This window comes from Stenotrophomonas sp. Steno-C18 (genome assembly GCF_056393195.1).
The window spans coordinates 55582-74345 of the sequence record NZ_JBWJOX010000013.1; the positions used below are offsets into that span (position 1 = coordinate 55582).

Annotated in this window: 15 protein-coding genes; 4 read left to right on the forward strand and 11 right to left on the reverse strand. The window is 68.5% G+C overall.

The window, feature by feature from the left end:
- Nucleotides 1-7: 7 nt before the first annotated feature.
- The 9 genes from AC06FE_RS18910 to yjjJ form a co-directional block, all read right to left on the reverse strand.
- Entirely contained in the window at nucleotides 8-715 is a 708-nt protein-coding gene (locus tag AC06FE_RS18910) for a response regulator transcription factor (RefSeq protein ID WP_132862613.1), read from the reverse strand.
- A complete protein-coding gene (locus AC06FE_RS18915; RefSeq protein ID WP_478073933.1) occupies nucleotides 708-3368 on the reverse strand; it encodes an ATP-binding protein in 2661 nt (886 codons plus the stop codon). Before AC06FE_RS18915 ends, AC06FE_RS18910 begins: the two co-directional genes overlap by 8 nt.
- 36 nt (nucleotides 3369-3404) lie before the next feature.
- A complete protein-coding gene (kdpC, locus tag AC06FE_RS18920; RefSeq protein WP_478073934.1) occupies nucleotides 3405-3995 on the reverse strand; it encodes a potassium-transporting ATPase subunit KdpC in 591 nt (196 codons plus the stop codon).
- Nucleotides 3992-6040, reverse strand: a complete 2049-nt coding sequence (gene kdpB / locus AC06FE_RS18925; protein WP_132862616.1) for a potassium-transporting ATPase subunit KdpB — start codon at nucleotides 6038-6040, stop codon at nucleotides 3992-3994. The genes kdpC and kdpB overlap by 4 nt, the downstream gene beginning before the upstream one ends.
- Nucleotides 6041-6045: 5 nt before the next feature.
- The gene (gene kdpA / locus AC06FE_RS18930) at nucleotides 6046-7758 is read right to left on the reverse strand and encodes a potassium-transporting ATPase subunit KdpA (RefSeq protein ID WP_478073935.1); all 1713 of its coding nucleotides are present in this window, start codon (nucleotides 7756-7758) and stop codon (nucleotides 6046-6048) included.
- 10 nt (nucleotides 7759-7768) lie between these two features.
- On the reverse strand, nucleotides 7769-7861 hold the full coding sequence (locus AC06FE_RS18935) for a potassium-transporting ATPase subunit F (protein WP_057635969.1): 93 nt from the start codon (nucleotides 7859-7861) through the stop codon (nucleotides 7769-7771).
- A 332-nt stretch (nucleotides 7862-8193) separates the two neighbouring features.
- Nucleotides 8194-8898, reverse strand: coding sequence for a hypothetical protein (locus AC06FE_RS18940; RefSeq protein ID WP_132862618.1), 705 nt, complete (start codon nucleotides 8896-8898; stop codon nucleotides 8194-8196).
- A 15-nt stretch (nucleotides 8899-8913) separates the two neighbouring features.
- Nucleotides 8914-9573: an orotate phosphoribosyltransferase gene (gene pyrE, locus AC06FE_RS18945; protein WP_192288215.1), complete on the reverse strand. Its 660-nt coding sequence runs from the start codon at nucleotides 9571-9573 to the stop codon at nucleotides 8914-8916.
- Nucleotides 9574-9684: 111 nt separating this feature from the next.
- Nucleotides 9685-11067 (reverse strand): type II toxin-antitoxin system HipA family toxin YjjJ, encoded by a 1383-nt coding sequence (yjjJ, locus tag AC06FE_RS18950; protein WP_478073936.1) that lies wholly within the window; start codon nucleotides 11065-11067, stop codon nucleotides 9685-9687.
- 484 nt (nucleotides 11068-11551) lie between these two features.
- On the opposite strand from yjjJ, the gene AC06FE_RS18955 reads away from it, so the two are divergent.
- The 3 genes from AC06FE_RS18955 (at nucleotide 11552) to AC06FE_RS18965 (ending at nucleotide 14191) form a co-directional block, all read left to right on the forward strand.
- Entirely contained in the window at nucleotides 11552-12352 is an 801-nt protein-coding gene (locus tag AC06FE_RS18955; protein ID WP_192288213.1) for an exodeoxyribonuclease III, read from the forward strand.
- Entirely contained in the window at nucleotides 12349-13878 is a 1530-nt protein-coding gene (locus AC06FE_RS18960; protein WP_132862621.1) for an AmpG family muropeptide MFS transporter, read from the forward strand. Before AC06FE_RS18955 ends, AC06FE_RS18960 begins: the two co-directional genes overlap by 4 nt.
- A gap of 85 nt (nucleotides 13879-13963) precedes the next feature.
- Nucleotides 13964-14191 (forward strand): hypothetical protein, encoded by a 228-nt coding sequence (locus tag AC06FE_RS18965; RefSeq protein ID WP_132862622.1) that lies wholly within the window; start codon nucleotides 13964-13966, stop codon nucleotides 14189-14191.
- 70 nt (nucleotides 14192-14261) lie between these two features.
- On the opposite strand, the gene AC06FE_RS18970 is transcribed toward AC06FE_RS18965, so the two are convergent.
- Nucleotides 14262-15386, reverse strand: a complete 1125-nt coding sequence (locus tag AC06FE_RS18970; protein ID WP_478073937.1) for an anhydro-N-acetylmuramic acid kinase — start codon at nucleotides 15384-15386, stop codon at nucleotides 14262-14264.
- A 73-nt stretch (nucleotides 15387-15459) separates the two neighbouring features.
- Nucleotides 15460-16911 (reverse strand): peptidoglycan DD-metalloendopeptidase family protein, encoded by a 1452-nt coding sequence (locus AC06FE_RS18975; RefSeq protein ID WP_132862624.1) that lies wholly within the window; start codon nucleotides 16909-16911, stop codon nucleotides 15460-15462.
- A gap of 167 nt (nucleotides 16912-17078) precedes the next feature.
- On the opposite strand from AC06FE_RS18975, the gene tyrS reads away from it, so the two are divergent.
- A complete protein-coding gene (tyrS, locus tag AC06FE_RS18980) occupies nucleotides 17079-18290 on the forward strand; it encodes a tyrosine--tRNA ligase (RefSeq protein ID WP_478073938.1) in 1212 nt (403 codons plus the stop codon).
- Nucleotides 18291-18764 lie beyond the last annotated feature (474 nt).

Below are 18764 nucleotides of genomic sequence, written 5' to 3' on the forward strand. Positions count from 1 at the left end.
TGGCGGCTCACGCGCCGCCGAAGCGCAGGCCCACGCCCGGTTCGGTGAACAGGTAACGCGACTGCAGCGCCGAGTCGCCCAGCTTGTGGCGCAGGCGGCCGACCAGGATGCGCAGGTAATGCGTGTCGTGCTTGTGGGTCGGGCCCCAGATTTCCTGCAGGATCTGCGGCTGCGTCACCACCCGCCCGCTGTTGCGCAACAGCAGCGCCAGCAGCGCGTACTCCTTGCGCGTCAACGCCACCGCCTCACCGTCGATGCGCACCTCGCGGCGCGCCAGGTCGATGTGCAGGTGACCATCGTCGAATACCGGCACCTGGCCTTCGCTGTCGGTGCTGCGGCTGCGCAGCAGGGCGCGCACGCGCGCCATCAGCTCCTGCGTGCCGAACGGCTTGGTGACGTAGTCGTTGGCACCGTTGTCCAGCGCCCGTACCTTCTCGGCCTCGCCGGCGCGCACGCTGAGCATGATCACCGGCACCTGGCTCCACTGCCGCAGTTCGGCCAGCACGTCGTGGCCCTCCATGTCAGGCAGGCCGATGTCCAGCACCACCAGGTCGGCGCCTTCGTTGGTCAGTTGCTGCAGGCCCTCGCTGCCGGTGGCGGCCTGGCTGACCGCGTAGCCCTGGGCGCGCAGCGAGATGTCGAGGAAGCGGCGGATCTGCACTTCATCGTCGATCACCAGCACGCGTGCCGGCGGAATGGCGGGAGCTTCAGCCATTGTCGGGCGCGGGGTCCGGTTGCGGGGTGAGCAGGGGCAGGGTCATGCGCACCAGCGTACCGCGTCCGTCGCGCCCCGGCAGCGCCTCGACCTGGCCGCCATGCGCGCCGATCATGCCCTGGCAGATGGTCAGGCCCAGGCCGGTGCCCTGGCGGCCGCGGTCACCGCGTTCCACGCTGTAGAACATGTCGAAGATGCGCGTGCGCTCGGCATCGGGGATGCCCGGGCCTTCGTCGATCACCTCGATGCGCAGCGTGCTGTCCTGCTGGCGTGCACGCACCTGCACGGGAACGCCGGGCGGGGAGAACTTGGCGGCGTTCTCCATCACGTTGAACACCGCCTGCTCGACCAGCGCCGGATGTACCCAGATCGGTGCAAGGTCGGCCGGGATATCCAGGCTGAGCCGCACCTCGGGCTGGTAGCGCTGCAGGCGCCGCGCCGCCGAGCCGATCAGTTCGTCCACGCCGATCCAGTCGCGGTTGAGCTTCAGCCCGTCGTGGCCGAGCCGGGTCATGTCCAGCAGGTTCTGGATGTAGCGATCCAGGCGCTCGCCCTCGACCACGATGGTGTCGAGCAGCGCACGGCGATCGACCGCATCCATGGCCTCGGCGTAATTGGACAGGCTGTCGGCCGAACCGATCATGGCCGCCAGCGGCGAGCGCAGGTCGTGCGACACCGACGACAGCAGCGCCGAGCGCAGGCGTTCGGTCTCGTTGTGCAGGTGGGCGGTTTCCAGTTCGGTGACCAGTTGGGTGCGCAGCGCGGCCTGGGCGATGTCGTCGGCCATGGCCTCGGCCAGCTGCCGTTGTTCCGGTGCCAGGCGTGGGTGCTGCCGGCCGAACTGCAGGCCGGCCACGCCGATGGCCCGGCCTTCCCCGTCGAGCAGCGGCAGGAACCACCAGTCGGCGCCGGCCAGCGTGTCGGTGTAGCGGCCGGCCGGCTGGCCATGCCGCAGCGCCCAGTCGGCCGCGGCCAGGTCGGTGTCGCCGGGCGCGGCGCTGCCGCTGGTGCTGGTGTCGCCAGCCAACCGCACCCAGGCCGGCGCATCCAGTGCCTGTTCCAGCGCAGCGCGCCCGGCGTGCGCGACCTGCGCGTTGTCGGCGGCACCGGCCAGCTGCCGGCCCAGCGCCTGGCGCAGCGTGGCGTGGCGGTTGGCCGCGCGCAGCGCCACCACCTGCATGCGCAGCCGCGAGGCCAGGCGGCCGGCGACCAGCGCCGCGGCCAGGAACAGGAACACGGTGATCACGCCCTGGCGTGCACTGATGGCGAAGGTGAAGCGCGGGGCGATGAAGAAGAAGTTGTAGGCCAGGAAGCACAGCGTCGCGGCCAGTACCGCTGCGCTCATGCGCGTGCGTGCGGCGACCAGCACCACCGCGACGATGAACACCATCGCCAGGTCGCTCAGGCCGATCCAGCGTTCGCCCAGCCACGCCGCGATGCAGGCCACGGCAGTGGCCAGCATCGCCAGCCCGGCGTCCTTGGTCCAGCTTCCGGTATCCAGCGACAGCCCCACCCGGCGTGCACGGGCGCGGGCCTGCGGGGTGCTGATGATGGTGATCTCGTAATGCGCGCCGCGCTGGATCAGCTGCTGGGTCAGGGTCTGGTTGAACAGCCGCGCCAGCGGTCGTTCGCGGGTGCGGCCCAGCACCAGCGAGGACACCGCGTTGTGCCCGGCATGGTCGAGCAGGGCATCGGCGATGCCGGGCCCGTGCAGCAGTTCGGCTTCACCGCCGAGGCGGCGGGCCAGCGCGAAGGCGGCGTCGATCTCGCGGCGCGTTGCCTCATCCTGGCGGCGATGCTGCACGGTCACCACCGTCCACGGCGCGTCGCGGCGCTCGGCGATGCGCCGCGCCACGCGTACCAGGTACTCACTCTGGCCGCTGCCATCGATGGCCACCAGCACCCGCCGCCGCAGCGGCAGGTTGCCTTCGCCACGCGCGGCGCGGGTCTCGCGCAGGCTGCTGTCGACGCGGTCGGCGGCCTCCTGCATCGCCAGTTCGCGCAGCGCGGTGAGGTTGGCCGGCGAGAAGAACGCCTGCAACGCCTGCGCGGCCTGCTCGGGCACGTAGACCTTGCCCTGCTGCAGGCGTTCGATCAGTTCGCGCGGCGGCAGGTCGACCAGCACGATGTCATGTAGGCGGTCGAACACGCCGTCCGGCACGGTCTCGCTGACGCGCACGCCGGTGATGCGCATCACCACGTCGTTGAGGCTTTCCAGGTGCTGGATGTTGAGGGTGGTCCAGACGTCGATGCCGGCGTCGAGCAGCTCCATCACATCCTGCCAGCGCCGCTCGTGGCGGCTGCCGGGGGCGTTGCGGTGGGCCAGCTCGTCGACCAGCACCAGCGCCGGGTGCCGGGCGAGTACCGCGTCCAGGTCCATCTCCTGCAACCGATGGCCGTGGTAGTCCACCTGTTGCAGCGGGATGACCGGCAGGCCGTCCAGCAGCGCGGCGGTATCGCCGCGGCCGTGCGTCTCGACCAGCCCCACGGCCACGTCGACGCCGCGCCGCAGTTGTTCCTGGGCGCGGGTGAGCATGCGGAAGGTCTTGCCGACGCCGGGGGCGGCGCCGAGGAAGACCGTCAGCTTGCCGCCGGCATCGCGTTGCAGGCCTTCCACCAGGGCGTCGGCCTGGCGGCTGCGGGTGTCGTTCATGGCCGCGATTGTGCGCCGTTGCCGGTCGCGCATGCATCAAGGGGCATGCGCGGCCTCGTCCAGCCTGCGGTTGAGCGCGACCACGTTGATCCGTGGTTGGCCAAACACGCCCCATTGGCGGCCCTGCACCTGCGCCTCCACCAACGCCTGCACGCGTTCGACCGGCCAGCCGCGTGCCTGCGCGACGCGGGCCACCTGCACCTGCACGGCGGCCGGCGAGAGCTCCGGGTCCAGGCCGCTGCCGGACTGGGTGGCCAGTTCGCCCGGCACCTTCGCCGGGTCGATGTTCTCGCGGGTCGCGACGGCGGCCGAGGCATCCGCCACGCGCTTGGCCAGGTCCGGGTTGCTGCGCGCCAGGTTGCTGCCGGCAGCGGCCATCGGATCGTAGTTGGCCGCCGATGGACGTGCCTGGAAGTAGCCATCGCCCTTGAACGGCTGCGCGACCAGCAACGAAGCGCGCACCGTGCCATCGCCATCACGCAGCAGGCTGCCATCGGCCTGGGCGGGGAACAGCACGCCGGCGATGCCGGTGGCGACGATGGCATAGACCAGCCCGGTGCCGATCAGGCCGAACAGCGACAGGCCGATGGCCGGGCGCCAGAGGGAAGCGGAAGTCGTGGATTTCATGCGCCGAACACCATGGCAAGAAGAAGGTCGATGGCCTTGATGGCCGCAAAGGGAAGCAGCACGCCGCCCAGCCCGTACACCAGCATGTTCCGGCGCAGCAGCGCGGTGGCAGTGGCCGGGCGGAAGCGCACCCCGCGCAGCGCCAGCGGGATCAAGGCCGGGATCACCAGCGCGTTGAAGATCAGTGCGGCCAGCACCGCGTTGCGCGGGCTGGACAGCTGCATCACGTCCAGCGCGTGCATCGAGGGAATGGCGGCCACGAACAGCGCCGGCAGGATCGCGAAGTACTTGGACACGTCGTTGGCCAGCGAGAAGGTGGTCAGCGCGCCGCGCGTGATCAGCTGCTGCTTGCCCACTTCCACCACCGCCAGCAGCTTGGCCGGGTCCGAATCCAGGTCGACCATGTTGCCGGCCTCCTTGGCCGCCTGCGTGCCGGAGTTCATCGCCAGGCCGATGTCGGCCTGCGCCAGTGCCGGCGCATCGTTGGTGCCGTCGCCGACCATCGCCACCAGCCGGCCGCCGGCCTGCTCGCTGCGGATGCGCGCCAGCTTGTCCTCGGGCCGGGCCTGGGCGATGTAGTCGTCCACGCCGGCCTCGGCGGCGATGGCCGCGGCGGTCAGCGGGTTGTCGCCGGTGATCATCACCGTGCGGATGCCCATCGCGCGCAGCTGCGCGAACTTCTCGCGCATGCCGTGCTTGACCACGTCGGCCAGCTCCACCACGCCCAGTACGTGCCGGCCTTCGCTGACCACCAGCGGCGTGGCGCCGCCGCGCGCGACCTGGTCCACGCGCGCCTGCAGCTCGTTGGGCACGTTGCCGCCCAACGCGAGGACATGCGCGGTGATCGCGTCAGCCGCGCCCTTGCGGATGCTGCGGCCGCCGGCCAGGTCCACGCCGGACATGCGGGTCTGCGCGGAGAAGGCCAGGTAGTCGGCCGTCTCCGGTTCAGCGGTGGCGCAGCCCTGCTCGCGCGCCAACCGCACGATGGACTTGCCTTCCGGGGTCGGGTCGGCCAGCGAGGACAGCAGCGCCGCCTCGCGCAGCTGGTCGCCGTTGATGCCGGCCAGCGCGTGGAAGGCCGATGCCTGGCGGTCGCCGTAGGTGATGGTGCCGGTCTTGTCGAGCAGCAGCACGTCCACGTCGCCGGCCACCTCCACCGCCTTGCCGGACTTGGCCAGCACGTTGGCCTGCAACGCGCGGTTCATGCCGGCGATGCCGATGGCCGGCAGCAGGCCGCCGATGGTGGTCGGGATCAGGCACACCAGCAATGCGATCAGCAGCAGCGGGTCCAGCGTCACGCCAACGAAACCGGCGATGGCCGGCAACGTCGCCACCACAACCAGGAAGGTCAGCGACATCGCCGCCAGCAGCAGCGTCAGGGCGATCTCGTTGGGCGTCTTCTGGCGGTTGGCGCCTTCCACCAGCGCGATCATGCGGTCCAGGAAGCTGTGGCCGGGCTCGGCGGTGACGCGCACCACGATCTCGTCGGACAGCACCTTGGTGCCACCGATCACGCCGGAACGGTCGGTGTTGGCCTCGCGCAGCACCGGGGCCGATTCGCCGGTGACGGCGGCCTCGTTGATGGTGGCCAGGCCGCGCACGATCTCGCCATCGGCCGGCACGAACTCGCCGGCGCTGATGATCACCAGGTCACCCGGGCGCAGTTCGGCGGCAGCGACCTTGTCCTCGCCTGCACCGGCCAGCGCGGTGGCCAGGCGGCGTGCGACCAGGTCCTGGCGTGCGCGCCGCAGCGACGCGGCCTGGCCGCGGCCACGCGCCTCGGCGACGGCTTCGGCGAAATTGCCGAACAGCACCGTCACCAGCAGGATCGCGGTGACGGCCAGGCCAAAGCCCAGCGGTGCATTGCCGCTGAGGGTGAGCAGCAAGGCCAGCAGCGTGCCGGCCATGACGATGGCCATCACCGGGTTGTGCAGCAGGTGGGCCGGGGCGAGCTTGCGCACCGATTCCAGCAGTGCCCGCCGCCAGCCGGCGGCATCGAGCAGGGCGGGGCGGCGTACGCCGGCATGTGGAACAGAAGCATTCATGGGGATCAGGCTCCCTGCAGTGCCAGGCTCAGGTGGTCGGCCACCGGGCCGAGGACCAATGCCGGCATGAACTGCAGCACGGTGAGGATGACGATCACGCAGACCAGGGTCAGCGCGAAGGTCGGGGTTTCGATCTGCAGGCTGCCCGCGCTCTGCGGGGCCTGCCGCTTGGCCGCCAGTTGGCAGGCGATGACCAGCGGAATGATCAGCACGGGGAAACGGCCCAGGGCCAGCACCAGCGCGCAGCTCAGGTTCCACCAGAGGGTGTTGTCGGCCAGCCCTTCAAACCCCGAGCCGTTGTTGGCATAGGCGGAGGTGAACTCGTAGAACACCTGGCTGATGCCGTGGAAGTCGGGGTTGGAGGTGCCGGCCAGGCCGGGCAGGGCCAGCGTCAGTGCGGTCAGGCCGAGCAGGGTGATCGGCTGCAGCAGCACCAGCACCGCCAGCAGTCGCACCTGCGGGGTTTCCAGCTTGCGGCCGAACAGTTCCGGCGTGCGCCCGGTCATCAGCCCGGCCAGGAACACTGCCATCAGGATGTAGACCAGGAACTGCTGCAACCCGCAGCCAATGCCGCCCCAGATCGCGCTGACCAGCATGTTGACCAGCGATACCAGGCCGGTCAGGGGGCTCATCGAGTCCTGCATGCCGTTGACCGAGCCGTTCTGCACCTGGGTGGTGAGCGTGGCCCACAGCGCGGTGCCATCCGCGCCGAAGCGGGTTTCCTTGCCCTCCATCAGCAGTGCGCTGGCGGCGGTGGCGCTGTGGCCCTCGGACCACAGGCTGGCGAAGGTGGACAGCAGCGACATGCCGAGCATGCAGCCGAACACCAGTGCCGCGAACTTCCGGCGCCCGGTGAAGCGGCCGATCATGAAGATGATCGCGATCGGGATCAGCACAATGCCGACCAGTTCCAGCGCATTGGACAGCGGCGTCGGGTTCTCCAGCGGCACGCTGCTGTTGGGGCCGTACCAGCCGCCCCCGTTGGCACCCAACTGCTTGGCCGCCACCATCGCGGCCACCGGGCCCAGCGGGATCTTCTGCGTCGCCATGCCGGCGCTGGCATCGATCGGCGTGGCCTGCGGGCCCGCGGCCAGGGTGGACGGCACGCCCTGCCAAGTCAGCAGCAGCGCCCACAGCAGGCACAGCGGCAACAGGAAGCGCAGGCACAGGCGCACCACGTCGGCGTAGTAATTGCCGACGGTGACGCGTACCGGCGTATGGGTGTCAGCGGTGGTGGCCGCCGGTGCCTTGGCGAACAACGCACGCAGTGTGGCCACCGCCAGCGCCAGGCCCATCATCGGCGTGATCACCTGCAGGCCGGTGATGCCGGTCATCTGCGACAGGTAGGACAGCTGTGCCTGGCCGCTGTAGTGCTGCTGGTTGGTGTTGGTCAGGAACGACACCATCGTGTGCAGCGCGGTGTCCCAGCGCAGGTTGGGGATATTGTCCGGGTTGAACGGCAGCCAGGCCTGGGTCATGAACACCGCCTGGGTCAGCACGGCCAGCACCAGGTTGCTGATCAGGAAGGCGAGCACGTAGCCACGCCAGGACATGGAATGGGCCGGGTCCACGCCGAGCACGCGGTACAGCGGCTTCTCGATCCAGTGGAACAGGATGTCGATGCGCATGGGCGTGCCGCGCATCAGCCGCGCCAGGTACAGCCCCAACGGCCAGGCCAGCGCGATGCCGGCCAACAGGATGACAAGGGTTTCGGTCATGGCGCGGTCCTCAGAACGACTCGGGTCGCAGGACCGCGTACAGCAGGTAGGCGGCGGCGATCAGCACCACCACGCCGCACAACAGGGAAAGCCAGCCGGGCATGGAACACCTCGGTAGGGGCACCGGATGGCCGATGCCCGTTGATGGAAGGGCAGGGCACCGGTCTTGGATACGCCGATCACCCCGTTCAAGGCCGGCATCGTCCTCCCGCAGGGCGTAAACGTTCGACGCCGACGGGCAGGGATTGGCGTAAAAACCGCATAAAAAGTGGGGGGAAGACGCCGCATGGTCTGGCAGGGCGCGCGATGTGGTCACCGCGCCCCACGCTCCTGCCGGGTGCGATGCACCCCATCGAGGGGAGCGGGCACCTTCGGCCGGGCAAAAGAAAAGCGGCCCGAAGGCCGCTTGGGTTCACATGACTCAGGACGCGTCGGTCATCCCTGCGCCGGTGCCGGGGCGGCGGCCGGTGCCGGCGGCGCGTCGGCCGGCGCGGTGATGCCCTTGAGCTCACGGTAGCGGGCCAGGGTCTGGGCGATCTCCACGTCCAGCGCCCTGCGCTGGGCCTCGAAGGCCCCCTGCAGGCGCAGCTGGGCCAGCAGTTCGCCATGGCGCTGGCGGATGTCCTGGGCCTGCTTGTCGGCCACCTTCTGCCCGGCCAGTTCCTTGTTGCCGGCCGATGCCAGCTGCGCCGCCAGCGCTTCGCGCAGGCTGGTCACGTTGTAGGCCGCGGTCTTGATGTTGTTGTCGACGATGGCGACGCGCTCGTTGAACACGCGGCGCAACGCATCCTCGCTGCCATAGGTGGACAGCATCGCCTGCTCGGTGCGCTTGCGCGTTTCCACCGCGGCGGCGTCCACCTCCGCCTGGGCCCGCGCCAGTGCCGCATCGGCGCGTTCCTCGGCGGTGAGCGCACGCTGGACCTCGGCACTGCGGGTGCCGCTGCGTGCGTTGAATTCCTCGCGCGCGCTGTTGACCGCCTCGCTCGGCAGCGTGTCCGAGCAGATGCGTTCGCCCCCCTGGTTCCAGCAATACAGCTTCTTGCCGGCGTCGGCCGGCTTGTTCTGCGCGGACACCGGCAGCGCCAGCGCTGCCAGCAGCGCCAGTGCGGTGGTACCTGTCCGGGAAGGAATCAGCGTCATGGCAGCCCCCTGCGATCAGCCTGTCGGATTGCTCCCGTAGCGGGCACGGTAGGCCAGCAACGGTTCGCGATAGCCGACAAGTTCCGGGTTCCCGGAGGCGAATGCAAGCAGGTCGGCCAGGTTGGCCACCGCGATCACCGGAATGCCGGTTTCAGCGGCCACGGCCTGGGCGGCCGAGCGGCGGTCTTCTTCCGAGGCGATCTCCTGGCGGTCCAGGGCCACCACGATGCCGGCCGGGATGCCGTTGGCCTCGCGGATGATGGCCAGCGCCTCGCGGATGGCGGTGCCGGCGGTGATCACGTCATCGACGATCAGGATGCGGCGGCCGGCCATGTCGGCGCCGATCAGGCTGCCGCCCTCGCCGTGATCCTTGGCCTCCTTGCGGTTGAAGGTCAGCGGCAGGTCGCGGCCGCGATGGGAGAACTCGCAGGCGATGGCGGTGGCCAGCGGGATACCCTTGTAGGCCGGCCCGAACAGCTGATCGTAGGCCACCCCGGACGCCTCGATGGCATCGGCATAGCAGTTGCCCAGCTGGGCCAGGGCCAGGCCGGTGTCGAAACGGCCGGCGTTGAAGAAGTACGGGCTGGAGCGGCCGGACTTGAGGGTGAACTGGCCAAAACGCAGGGCGTCGGCATTCAGCGCCAGCTGCAGGAAGCGGGAACGGTGGTCACTCATGAAAATCCACTTTCTAGTCGTCGTTTGAAGGGCACTAGGTTAATGCATGGCTACGGCGAATGCTGGCGACGGAGGCCTTGCTGGCGGTTGCCTGAGGGGGACGGGGTGGGCTCAGGCCAGCAGTTCGCGGGCACGCGCCACCTTGGCCCATGCCTGCCGTGCGATCGGGCGGAAGCCTTCGGTCACCTGCTGGCAGGCAATCACCTGGCTCCAGAAGTCCTCCGCCGCGGCGGCGGCGGCCAACCATTCCGCCCGCTGCTCGGGAAGCGGCGGGCGGATCTCGAGCTCGCGTGGAACGATCTCGCCGCCGCTGCCCGGCCGGAACAGCATGGGCAGCATGTCGTACATCGGCGCGAGGGCGAGCGGACGATCGACGTCCAGCACCAGCGCCGCATTGCCCAGGTGCATGTCGGTGTTGCCGATCAGCTCACCGAACAGCGAGGCGATGGTCAGCAGGCGTGCATCGTCCGCGCCGATCCAGCCGTCCCGCTGCAGCTGACCGGCGAACCGCCACCAGTGGATGCGCCCGTGGCCATAGAAATCGGCGTCCAGCGCGGCCAGCGAAACAAACCCACGGCGCCACAATTCCGGGCCTCGATCGAAGCGCTCGGACTCCAGGAACACCCGTCCGCCGGCCTCGATGCGCTGGCTGCTGGCTGCTGGCAGGCCGTGCTTGCGCATCACTTGGCCGGCGATGTGTTCGCAGCGCAACAGGTCGGCCCAGCGTCGCGCCGCATCGGTGTCTGCGCGTTCGCTGAACTTGACGATGGCTGCGCGCAACTGCTCGCCGCTCTTCAGGGTGACGGTGAACTTGGGCTGTTCGCCACCGGCCGAGGAGCCCGGCGCGTCACCGGCCATCGCCTCATCCGCCAGGTGCAGGTAGGCCTGCTCCCGCGCTTCATCCGCAATGACGTGGGTGGGCTCGAAGATCTGCTGCACCGCACGTCGATAGGCGACATCACCCAGCACAAGGTCGCCCGGTGGGTCGGTTCCGTACTGCAGGATGGCAATGACGTAATCGTCGGGCGTCCAGTGGTCCAGCACCGCATCCACGTGGATGTCATCCGCGATCCGACGTGCGAACGCGCGCCCGAGGAAACCCTGCGGGCGTTGGTCATCGATGAACCAGGGCAGCCCGGGATAGCGGCCGTCACGGAAATCGCCGATGAAGAACGCCGGGCAGGGCATATCGGCGATGAACAGGTAGCCGCCGCCGTGCAGCGCCTGCAGTTGGCCCAGCCGCACACCTTTGCTCGTCGCATCCAGCCGGTACAGGGGCCAAATGCTGCCGTTGCGGCCGACCTGTCGGGTGGCCGCATAGCGGGTGCTGCGGGCCTTGCCGATACGGGCTACCTGGTCGGCCGCTGCTGCGATCAGGCGCGACACCGTGGGTTGGCTTACGCCCAGCGCGGCACCGATCTCCGCCGCACTGGCCGAAGACTGGGTGCGAAGATAGGCCAGCAATGTCGCAAGCGTGGCAGGAGGCGAGTTCATGGAATCATTCTACGTGCACAAGAATAAATATTTGAATAGATATTTGAATTGATTTGGATTTTTCTCTGGCCACTCCTGCAGCCTCAGGCGAGGCGTGGTTTGACCCCGCGGGAATCCACCTATTCCGTGGACTTATCGGGAGTACATGTGACTCTGCGGGAATCCACGGGACTCAGCGGGACTCAGCGGGACTCAGCGGGACTCAGCGGGACTGTGCGGGACTGTGCGGGAATCCATGGGACTCCTCACCCCAGCGCTGAATAGATACTGCTCTCTCTCCCACATGCTTCGTGGCCGCTGTAGCGGCGCGGCCCCCGCGCGACATCCCCTGCGCCGTCGTGCCCCGCTGGCGCTGGCAAATGAAAGCAGCGGCAAGGCATGATGCCCATTCTTTGTGCTTCTTTCGGTCTGAAGGCGGCCGCGGTGCCGGCATCGGCGCCAGATGGCCTGATTAGGCTCGATAAAACAACAACATAGGCCAGCTATGCGTATCACCAGCTTCAACGCCAACGGCATCCGTTCGGCAACCACCAAGGGCTTCAGCGAGTGGTTCCTGGGGCAGCAGTCCGACGTGCTCTGCATCCAGGAGACCAAGGCGCAGGAGTCGCAGCTGACCGACGCGCTGTTCCGCCCGGACGGCCACCACTGCTTCTACCGCGACGCCATCACCAAGAAGGGCTACAGCGGCGTGGCGATCTGGAGCCGGCGCGAACCGGACGAGGTGCGCACCGGGCTGGGCTGGGCGCCGTTCGACGACGAGGGCCGCTACATCGAGGCCCGCTTCGGCAACCTGAGCGTGGTGTCCTTCTACATCCCCTCCGGTTCCTCCGGCGAGCTGCGCCAGGGCTTCAAGTTCGAGGTCATGGAGTGGCTGCGCCCGGTGCTGGACCAGTGGCTGGCCAGCGGCCGGGACTACGTGCTGTGCGGGGACTGGAACATCGTGCGCAGCGCGCTGGACATCAAGAACTGGAAGTCCAACCAGAAGAACTCCGGCTGCCTGCCGGAGGAGCGCGACTGGCTGAACGGCCTGTGCGCCGACCTGCCCGAGCACGCCGACCCGGCCACCGGCCGCGGCTGGGTGGACGCCTACCGCGCGCTGAACCCCACCGGCGAGGACTACACCTGGTGGAGCAACCGCGGCGCGGCCCGGGCCAACAATGTCGGTTGGCGCATCGACTACCAGTTCGTCACCCCGGGGCTGCGTGATCGCCTGCGCGGCTGCTCGATCTACACCGGCCAGCGATTCTCCGACCACGCCCCGTTCAGCGTGGACTACGACCTGTGACCGAAGCGCTGGTGGAGGCCCCGCATCGCGGCCTGCCGCGGCTGCGCCGCCTGTTCGTGATCCTGCTGCTGGGCTTCGCCTCCGGCCTGCCACTGGCGCTGACCGGCGGCGCCATGCAGGCGTGGCTTACGGTGGAAGGCCTGGACCTGGTCACCCTGGGCTTCCTGTCCCTGATCGGCATCCCGTACACGTTCAAGTTCCTGTGGGCGCCGCTGATCGACCGCTTCGACCTGCCGTTGCTCGGCCGCCGGCGCGGCTGGATCGTGCTGATGCTGTTCGCCCTGGCCGCGGCGCTGCTGGTGATGAGTTCACTCTCGCCCTCGCGCAACCTGGGCCTGTTCGCTTCCGTGGCGGTGGTGGTGGCCTGCCTGTCGGCCACCCTGGACGTGGTGATCGATGCCTACCGCACCGACCTCCTGCAGCCGGCCGAACGCGGCCTGGGCGGCTCGCTGACCGTCCTTGGCTATCGACTGGCCATGGTCCTGTCCGGTGGCATCACCCTGATCTGGGCCGAGCAATGGCAGAGCTGGCCGCAGGTGTACCGGGTCATGGCGAGCCTGGCGGCCGTGGTCGGCGTGCTGGCGCTGGTGCTGATGCCGCCGCTGCCGGCGCGCTTCAAGGCTCCGGTCTCCAAGGCCAGCAGTGAAGTGTGGGGGTTCCTGGCGCTGGTGCTTGGCGTGGCGGCGGGGGCCTGGCTGGCACACCAGCTGCTGGTGCTGGTCGGGCTGGACCCGGACAGCAGCGACCGCTGGGTGCGGCTGGTGTTCGTCATCACCCAGATCGCCGCGGCGATGGTGCTGGGCCTGGGGGTCACCCGCTGGGTGCGCTTCGAAACCCTCAACGCCTCGCTGCGCAGCTATTTCGGCATGCGCGGTGCCGGCGCCTTCCTCGCGCTGGTGGTGCTGTACAAGGTCGGCGACGCCTTCGCGCTGAGCCTGTCCACGCCGTTCCTGCTCAAGGGCATGCACTTCAGCCAGGCCGAGGTGGGGCTGGCCAACAAGACCATCGGCCTGCTGATGACCATCGTCGGCGCCATCGTCGGCGGCTTCTTCCTGCTGCGCCTGCGCCTGTCCACGGCGGTGATCGCCTTCGGGGTGCTGCAGCTGGTCTCCAACCTGGGGTTCTACCTGCTGGCCCGCGAGGGCGCAGGCGCCTGGGGTACGGTGGAAGTGCCCGCCTTCAACCTGCTGATCGTGCACCTGGACACGCCCACGCCGATGGACGGCCTGCTGCTGTTCGCGCTGAGCCTGGACAACTTCGCCGGCGGCATGGGCACGGCGGCGTTCGTGGCGCTGCTCAGTGGCCTGTGCGGCACCCGCTTCTCGGCGACCCATTACGCGCTGTTGTCGGCCTTCGCCACGCTGGGGCGGGTGTTCGTCGGGCCGTTCGCCGGTGTCCTGGCCGATGCCTATGGCTGGCAGGTGTTCTTCCTGGTCTCGGTGGTGGTCGGCATGCCGGGCCTGCTGATGGCCTGGTGGCTGCGCCGCGAGGTGGATGCCACCACCCGGGTTGTCGAGGCCGGCTGAACCGCCGGCCGGTTCGTATTGAATCCCCCGGCCGCCTCGCTGATGATGCCGCCGGGGGATCCACCGGACCGTTGACGTGGTGGACATGGCCGAAGTGACCTTGCGGGATATCGACCCGCTGTTGTTTGAGCGCATCCGCCGTCTGGCGGTGGCGCGGGGCTGGACCCATGAGCAGACCTGCCTGATCCTGCTCGAACAGGGGCTGTTCTCCAGCGAGCATGAAGTCCGCAGCGGCTTCGAGAACCGCGAAGTCGACGTCCTCACCGAAGCCATCAAGGCCCTGCACGAACTGCCCGCCGGCGCCGACCTGTAGCCCGCGGGCTGGCCGGCAGCGCTTCCCCCGCGCATTGGCGTGGATGCAATCCCCGCCCAGTCAAGCCGCCTCAGGCCGGATGGATCGCGCCCAGGATCCGCGGCCCACGGGCCCCGCTGACGCTGGGCAGGTTGCCCGGCAACCCCGCCAGCGTCTGCTGCGCCAGCCACGCAAAGCCCATCGCTTCCATGTAATCCGGGTCCAGCCCCTGTTCGGCACTGGAGCCGATCACCACCCCCGGCAAGCGAGCCTGCAACCGGCGCAGCAACTGCGGGTTGCGCACACCGCCCCCGCAGACCAGCAGGCGCCGCACCTGCGGCAGGTGGGCCAGCAACGCGTCCGCCACGGTGGCCGCGGTCAGTTCCAGCAAGGTGGCCTGGACGTCGGCCGGTGCCAGTGGCCGGCCGTCGAAGCGCGCCTCCACCCAGGCCAGGTGGAACTGTTCGCGGCCGGTGCTTTTCGGCGGTGGCAGGGCAAACCACGGTTCGGCCAGCAGGCGCGCCAGCAGGCCTTCATCGACCTGGCCGCTGGCCGCGAACGCGCCGTCGGCATCGAAGGTCTGTCCCAGGTGCCGTTGGCACCAACCATCGAGCAGCGCGTTGGCCGGTCCGGTGTCGAAGCCCCGAAGGCTGCCGTCGCGGGCGATCAGGCTCAGGTTGCCGATGCCCCCCAGGTTCAGCACGGCACGGTCTTCGTCGGTGCTGCCCAGCATGGCCAGGTGGAAGGCCGGCATCAGCGGCGCGCCGTGGCCACCGGCGGCCACGTCGCGGCGGCGGAAGTCGGCCACCGTGGTGATGCCGGTCAACTCCGCGATGCGGTTGGCATCGCCGATCTGCCAGGTGAACCCCGGCGCGGCCAGTGGCCGGTGGCGGATGGTCTGCCCATGCGAGCCGATCGCGCGCACCTGCCTGGCGTCCACGCCGGCACTGGCCAGCAACCGGTTGGCAGCCGCGGCGAACGCCATCCCGACCTGTGCATCCAGTTGCCCCAGCGTATCCAGCGAGTCCGGCTCATGGCCCTGGCCCAACGCGATCAGTGCCGCCCGCGTGTCCGCCTCCCAGTCATGGGTATGGCCTTGCACGAAATGGCACCCGCCTTCGGTCGGGAACTGCACCAACGCGGCATCGATGCCATCGGCACTGGTGCCGGACATCAGGCCAAGGAACAACGGCAGGCGGGGATCAATGGCGGTCATGGCGGAAGCCGGATGAAAACGGGCAGGGAAGCTTCAAGCCCCCTGCCCGTGGCGTCAACGCGCGGCGGTTGGATCAGCCGCGCTTGCCGGTCGGTGCTGCCGCGCTGGCGGTCTGCGTCGGCGCCGGCGTGGCGCTGCCGGCATCGGCGTAGATGGCTTCCTCCATGCCGCGGATCCGCGCCATGGCCGGCGCGGTCTGCGCACGGAACGCCGCCAGTTCAGCGCCCTTGAGCGGTTCCGGCGGCGGCATCGTCACCGACAGCGGGTTGCGGTGCTGGCCATTGACGCGGAATTCGTAGTGCAGGTGCGGGCCGGTGGCCAGGCCGGTCGAGCCGACGTAGCCGATCACCGCGCCCTGCGGCACGCGCGCCCCGGTGCGGTAGCTGCCCAGGCGCGACATGTGGCCGTACAGCGTGGTGTAGCCGCGCCCGTGGTCCAGGATCACCACGTTGCCATAACCGCGCTGGGTGCCGGCGAACTGCACGCGGGCATCACCGGCGGCCATGATCGGGGTGCCGGTGCGCGCGGCATAGTCCACGCCCTTGTGCATGCGCATGGTGCCCAGCACCGGGTGCCGGCGCGCGCCGAAGTTGGAGCTCAACCGCGCGAACGGGATCGGCATGCGGATGAAGCTCTTCTTCAGCGGCCGCCCGTTGATGTCGTAGTACTCGAACTTGCCGCCGCGCTCGAAGCGGAATCCGGTGTAGGTCTTGCCCCCGGTGTTGAACGTGGCCGCCAGGATCTTGCTGGTGTCGATGCGCTCGCCTTCGCGCCAGGTCTCGTCCATCACCACGCTGAAGCGGTCGCCCGGCTGCAGGTCCTTGGAGAAGTCGATGTCGTACTTGAAGATCTCGTCGGTCATCGTGGCGATGGCCGAGGGCGAGAGCCCGGCGCGGCGCGCGGAGGCGTACAGCGAACTGGTGATCTCGCCGCTGGCGACCACCGTCCGGGTGCTCGTCGCCCGCTCGGTCACCTTCTCGCTGATCTGGTCATCGCGCAGGGAGAGTTCGACGCGGTGGCTGGCATCACGGTCAAACCGGAGGGTGCGCAGGCTGCCGTTCACCGGCAGGTCGAACGCCAGCTCGGTGCCGGGCTTGAGCCGGGTCAGCACCTCGCGGGTGCCGGGGTGTTCCAGCACGCGGTGCATCACCGTGGCCGGCACGCCGGCCGCTTCGAACAGGTCGCTCAGGGTCTGGCCACGCTGCACGCGCAGGATCTGCCAGCTGTCCCCGGGCGTTTCGCCCTGGCGTGCCAGCGCCAGCGGCGGCAAGGGCAGCGCCAACGAGGCATGCGAGGCGGGCAGGGGGTTGTCGATGGAATTGGAGAACCCCGGCACGATCGTCGCGGCGAGCGCGCCGATGGTCACGAACAGGCTGGCGTGGATCCAATGGCGCCGTGTCCAGCGTTCGTTGAACGCGGCGGGAAGATGATCCTTGAGCCTCCGATGCAGGGCCGTGTCGTGCAGGACGTTGCGTCGTTCCTGGATGCGCTGCTTGCGCGCATCGCCATGATCGGATTGTGCCATCGGTGGTTTCTCTGACCGGCCCGGAGCGCGGGCTCAAACGGGGGTAACATAGACACCTATCAATACCGCGTCAAACCATTGAGCCATATGGCTTTTCGATCTGCCGGCGTGGTTAACTTGCACTTAACACCATTCATGTTTTTAACGGCGAAGCCGGGAGTTTTAGCGTGTCCCCCATTGATGAAGCCCTTGCCATGATCGGCCGCGGAGCCGATGAAATCCTCAAGTTGGATGAATTGCGCCAGCGCCTGGAGAGTGGTCGCCCGTTGCGCGTGAAGGCTGGCTTCGATCCCACCGCCCCGGACCTGCACCTGGGCCACACCGTGCTGCTCAACAAGCTGCGCCAGTTCCAGGACCTCGGCCACCAGGTCATTTTCCTGATCGGCGACTTCACCGGCATGATCGGCGACCCCTCCGGCAAGAGCCTGACCCGCAAGCCGCTCAGCAAGGAAGACGTGCTCGCCAACGCCCGCACCTATGAGGAGCAGGTGTTCAAGGTGCTGGACCGCGACAAGACCGAAGTCCGCTTCAACTCGGAGTGGTTCGGCAAGATGGGCGCGGCGGACATGATCCGCCTGGCCGGCCAGCACACCGTCGCGCGCATGCTCGAGCGCGACGACTTCGCCAAGCGCTATGCCGCCCAGCAATCCATCGCCATCCATGAGTTCCTCTACCCGCTGGTGCAGGGCTACGACTCGGTGGCGCTGGAGGCGGACGTCGAACTCGGCGGCACCGACCAGAAGTTCAACCTGCTGATGGGCCGTGGCCTGCAGGAGCACTACGGCCAGAAGCCGCAGATCGTGCTGACCATGCCGCTGCTGGAAGGCCTGGACGGCGTCAACAAGATGTCCAAGTCGCTGGGCAATTACATCGGCATCAGCGAACCGGCCATCGACATCGTCACCAAGACCATGAAGGTGGATGACACCTTGATGTGGCGCTGGATCGACCTGCTCAGCTTCGACATCTCCATTGCCGAAGCGCAGCAGCTGCGTGCCGACGTTGAAGCCGGCACGATCAATCCGCGCGAGATCAAGCTGCGTCTGGCGCGCGAACTGACTACCCGTTTCCATGATGCCGCCGCCGCCGAGCAGGCCATTGCCGGTTGGAACGCGGCGGTGACCGGGCAGGGCGACATCACCCAGCTGCCGCTGCAGGAAGTCACCGTGCCGGCCGAAGGCCTGCGTATCGGCGCCTTGCTGACCGCTGCGGGCCTGACCCCCAGCAACTCCGAAGCCTCGCGCAAGCTCAAGGAACGTGCGGTCAAGGTGGATGGCGAAGTGATCGAAGACGCACAGACCGTCCTGCAGCCGGGCTTCGAAGGCCTGCTGCAGGTGGGCAAGCGCACCTTCGCCCGCGTCCTGCTGGTCGCCGGCTGAGCCCGAACCCAGCACGCCAGGGATCTCCGGGCTCGTGATCTCCCGGCTCGCGGCAGAAAGACCCCTCTCCCGCAAGCGGGAGAGGGGTTGGGGTGAGGGGAGGGTCGTAGCGCTCCTTATATGTGTAGGGGGAGCAGGCACTGCCTCACCGCCTTGGGCGGCCTCAAAACAGGCCGCCCAAAAAAAGTAAGAAAAAGCCTCCACACCCCCTTCACAAAGCCGCGAAAGAAGCACATACTTTCCCTCCCCTGACGCAGGGGCCTCGCAAGAGGCGCAGCGCAGGGAAAGTTCGAAGTCATCGCCTCGCAAAAAGGTGTTGACGGAAACGAAAAGCCTGCTAAAGTAGGCGGCTCGCTTCAACGAGATGCCTTCGGGCTTACGGAGAAGCAGTTGAGTCAACTTCCTCGAAACGGGGTATTGACGAAACGGAAAAGCCGGCTATAATGGGCGGCTCGCTACGACGGAAACGTCGCG

What these genes read in the sequence shown, in the direction of transcription:
- AC06FE_RS18940 (WP_132862618.1), bottom strand. Translation starts at nt 8,898, where the DNA reads ATGACGCTGATTCCTTCCCGGACAGGTACCACCGCACTGGCGCTGCTG.
- AC06FE_RS18965 (WP_132862622.1), top strand. Translation starts at nt 13,964, where the DNA reads ATGGCCGAAGTGACCTTGCGGGATATCGACCCGCTGTTGTTTGAGCGC.
- yjjJ (WP_478073936.1), bottom strand. Translation starts at nt 11,067, where the DNA reads ATGAACTCGCCTCCTGCCACGCTTGCGACATTGCTGGCCTATCTTCGC.
- AC06FE_RS18975 (WP_132862624.1), bottom strand. Translation starts at nt 16,911, where the DNA reads ATGGCACAATCCGATCATGGCGATGCGCGCAAGCAGCGCATCCAGGAA.
- AC06FE_RS18970 (WP_478073937.1), bottom strand. Translation starts at nt 15,386, where the DNA reads ATGACCGCCATTGATCCCCGCCTGCCGTTGTTCCTTGGCCTGATGTCC.
- AC06FE_RS18910 (WP_132862613.1), bottom strand. Translation starts at nt 715, where the DNA reads ATGGCTGAAGCTCCCGCCATTCCGCCGGCACGCGTGCTGGTGATCGAC.
- kdpC (WP_478073934.1), bottom strand. Translation starts at nt 3,995, where the DNA reads ATGAAATCCACGACTTCCGCTTCCCTCTGGCGCCCGGCCATCGGCCTG.
- AC06FE_RS18955 (WP_192288213.1), top strand. Translation starts at nt 11,552, where the DNA reads ATGCGTATCACCAGCTTCAACGCCAACGGCATCCGTTCGGCAACCACC.
- AC06FE_RS18935 (WP_057635969.1), bottom strand. Translation starts at nt 7,861, where the DNA reads ATGCCCGGCTGGCTTTCCCTGTTGTGCGGCGTGGTGGTGCTGATCGCC.
- kdpA (WP_478073935.1), bottom strand. Translation starts at nt 7,758, where the DNA reads ATGACCGAAACCCTTGTCATCCTGTTGGCCGGCATCGCGCTGGCCTGG.
- AC06FE_RS18915 (WP_478073933.1), bottom strand. Translation starts at nt 3,368, where the DNA reads ATGAACGACACCCGCAGCCGCCAGGCCGACGCCCTGGTGGAAGGCCTG.
- kdpB (WP_132862616.1), bottom strand. Translation starts at nt 6,040, where the DNA reads ATGAATGCTTCTGTTCCACATGCCGGCGTACGCCGCCCCGCCCTGCTC.
- pyrE (WP_192288215.1), bottom strand. Translation starts at nt 9,573, where the DNA reads ATGAGTGACCACCGTTCCCGCTTCCTGCAGCTGGCGCTGAATGCCGAC.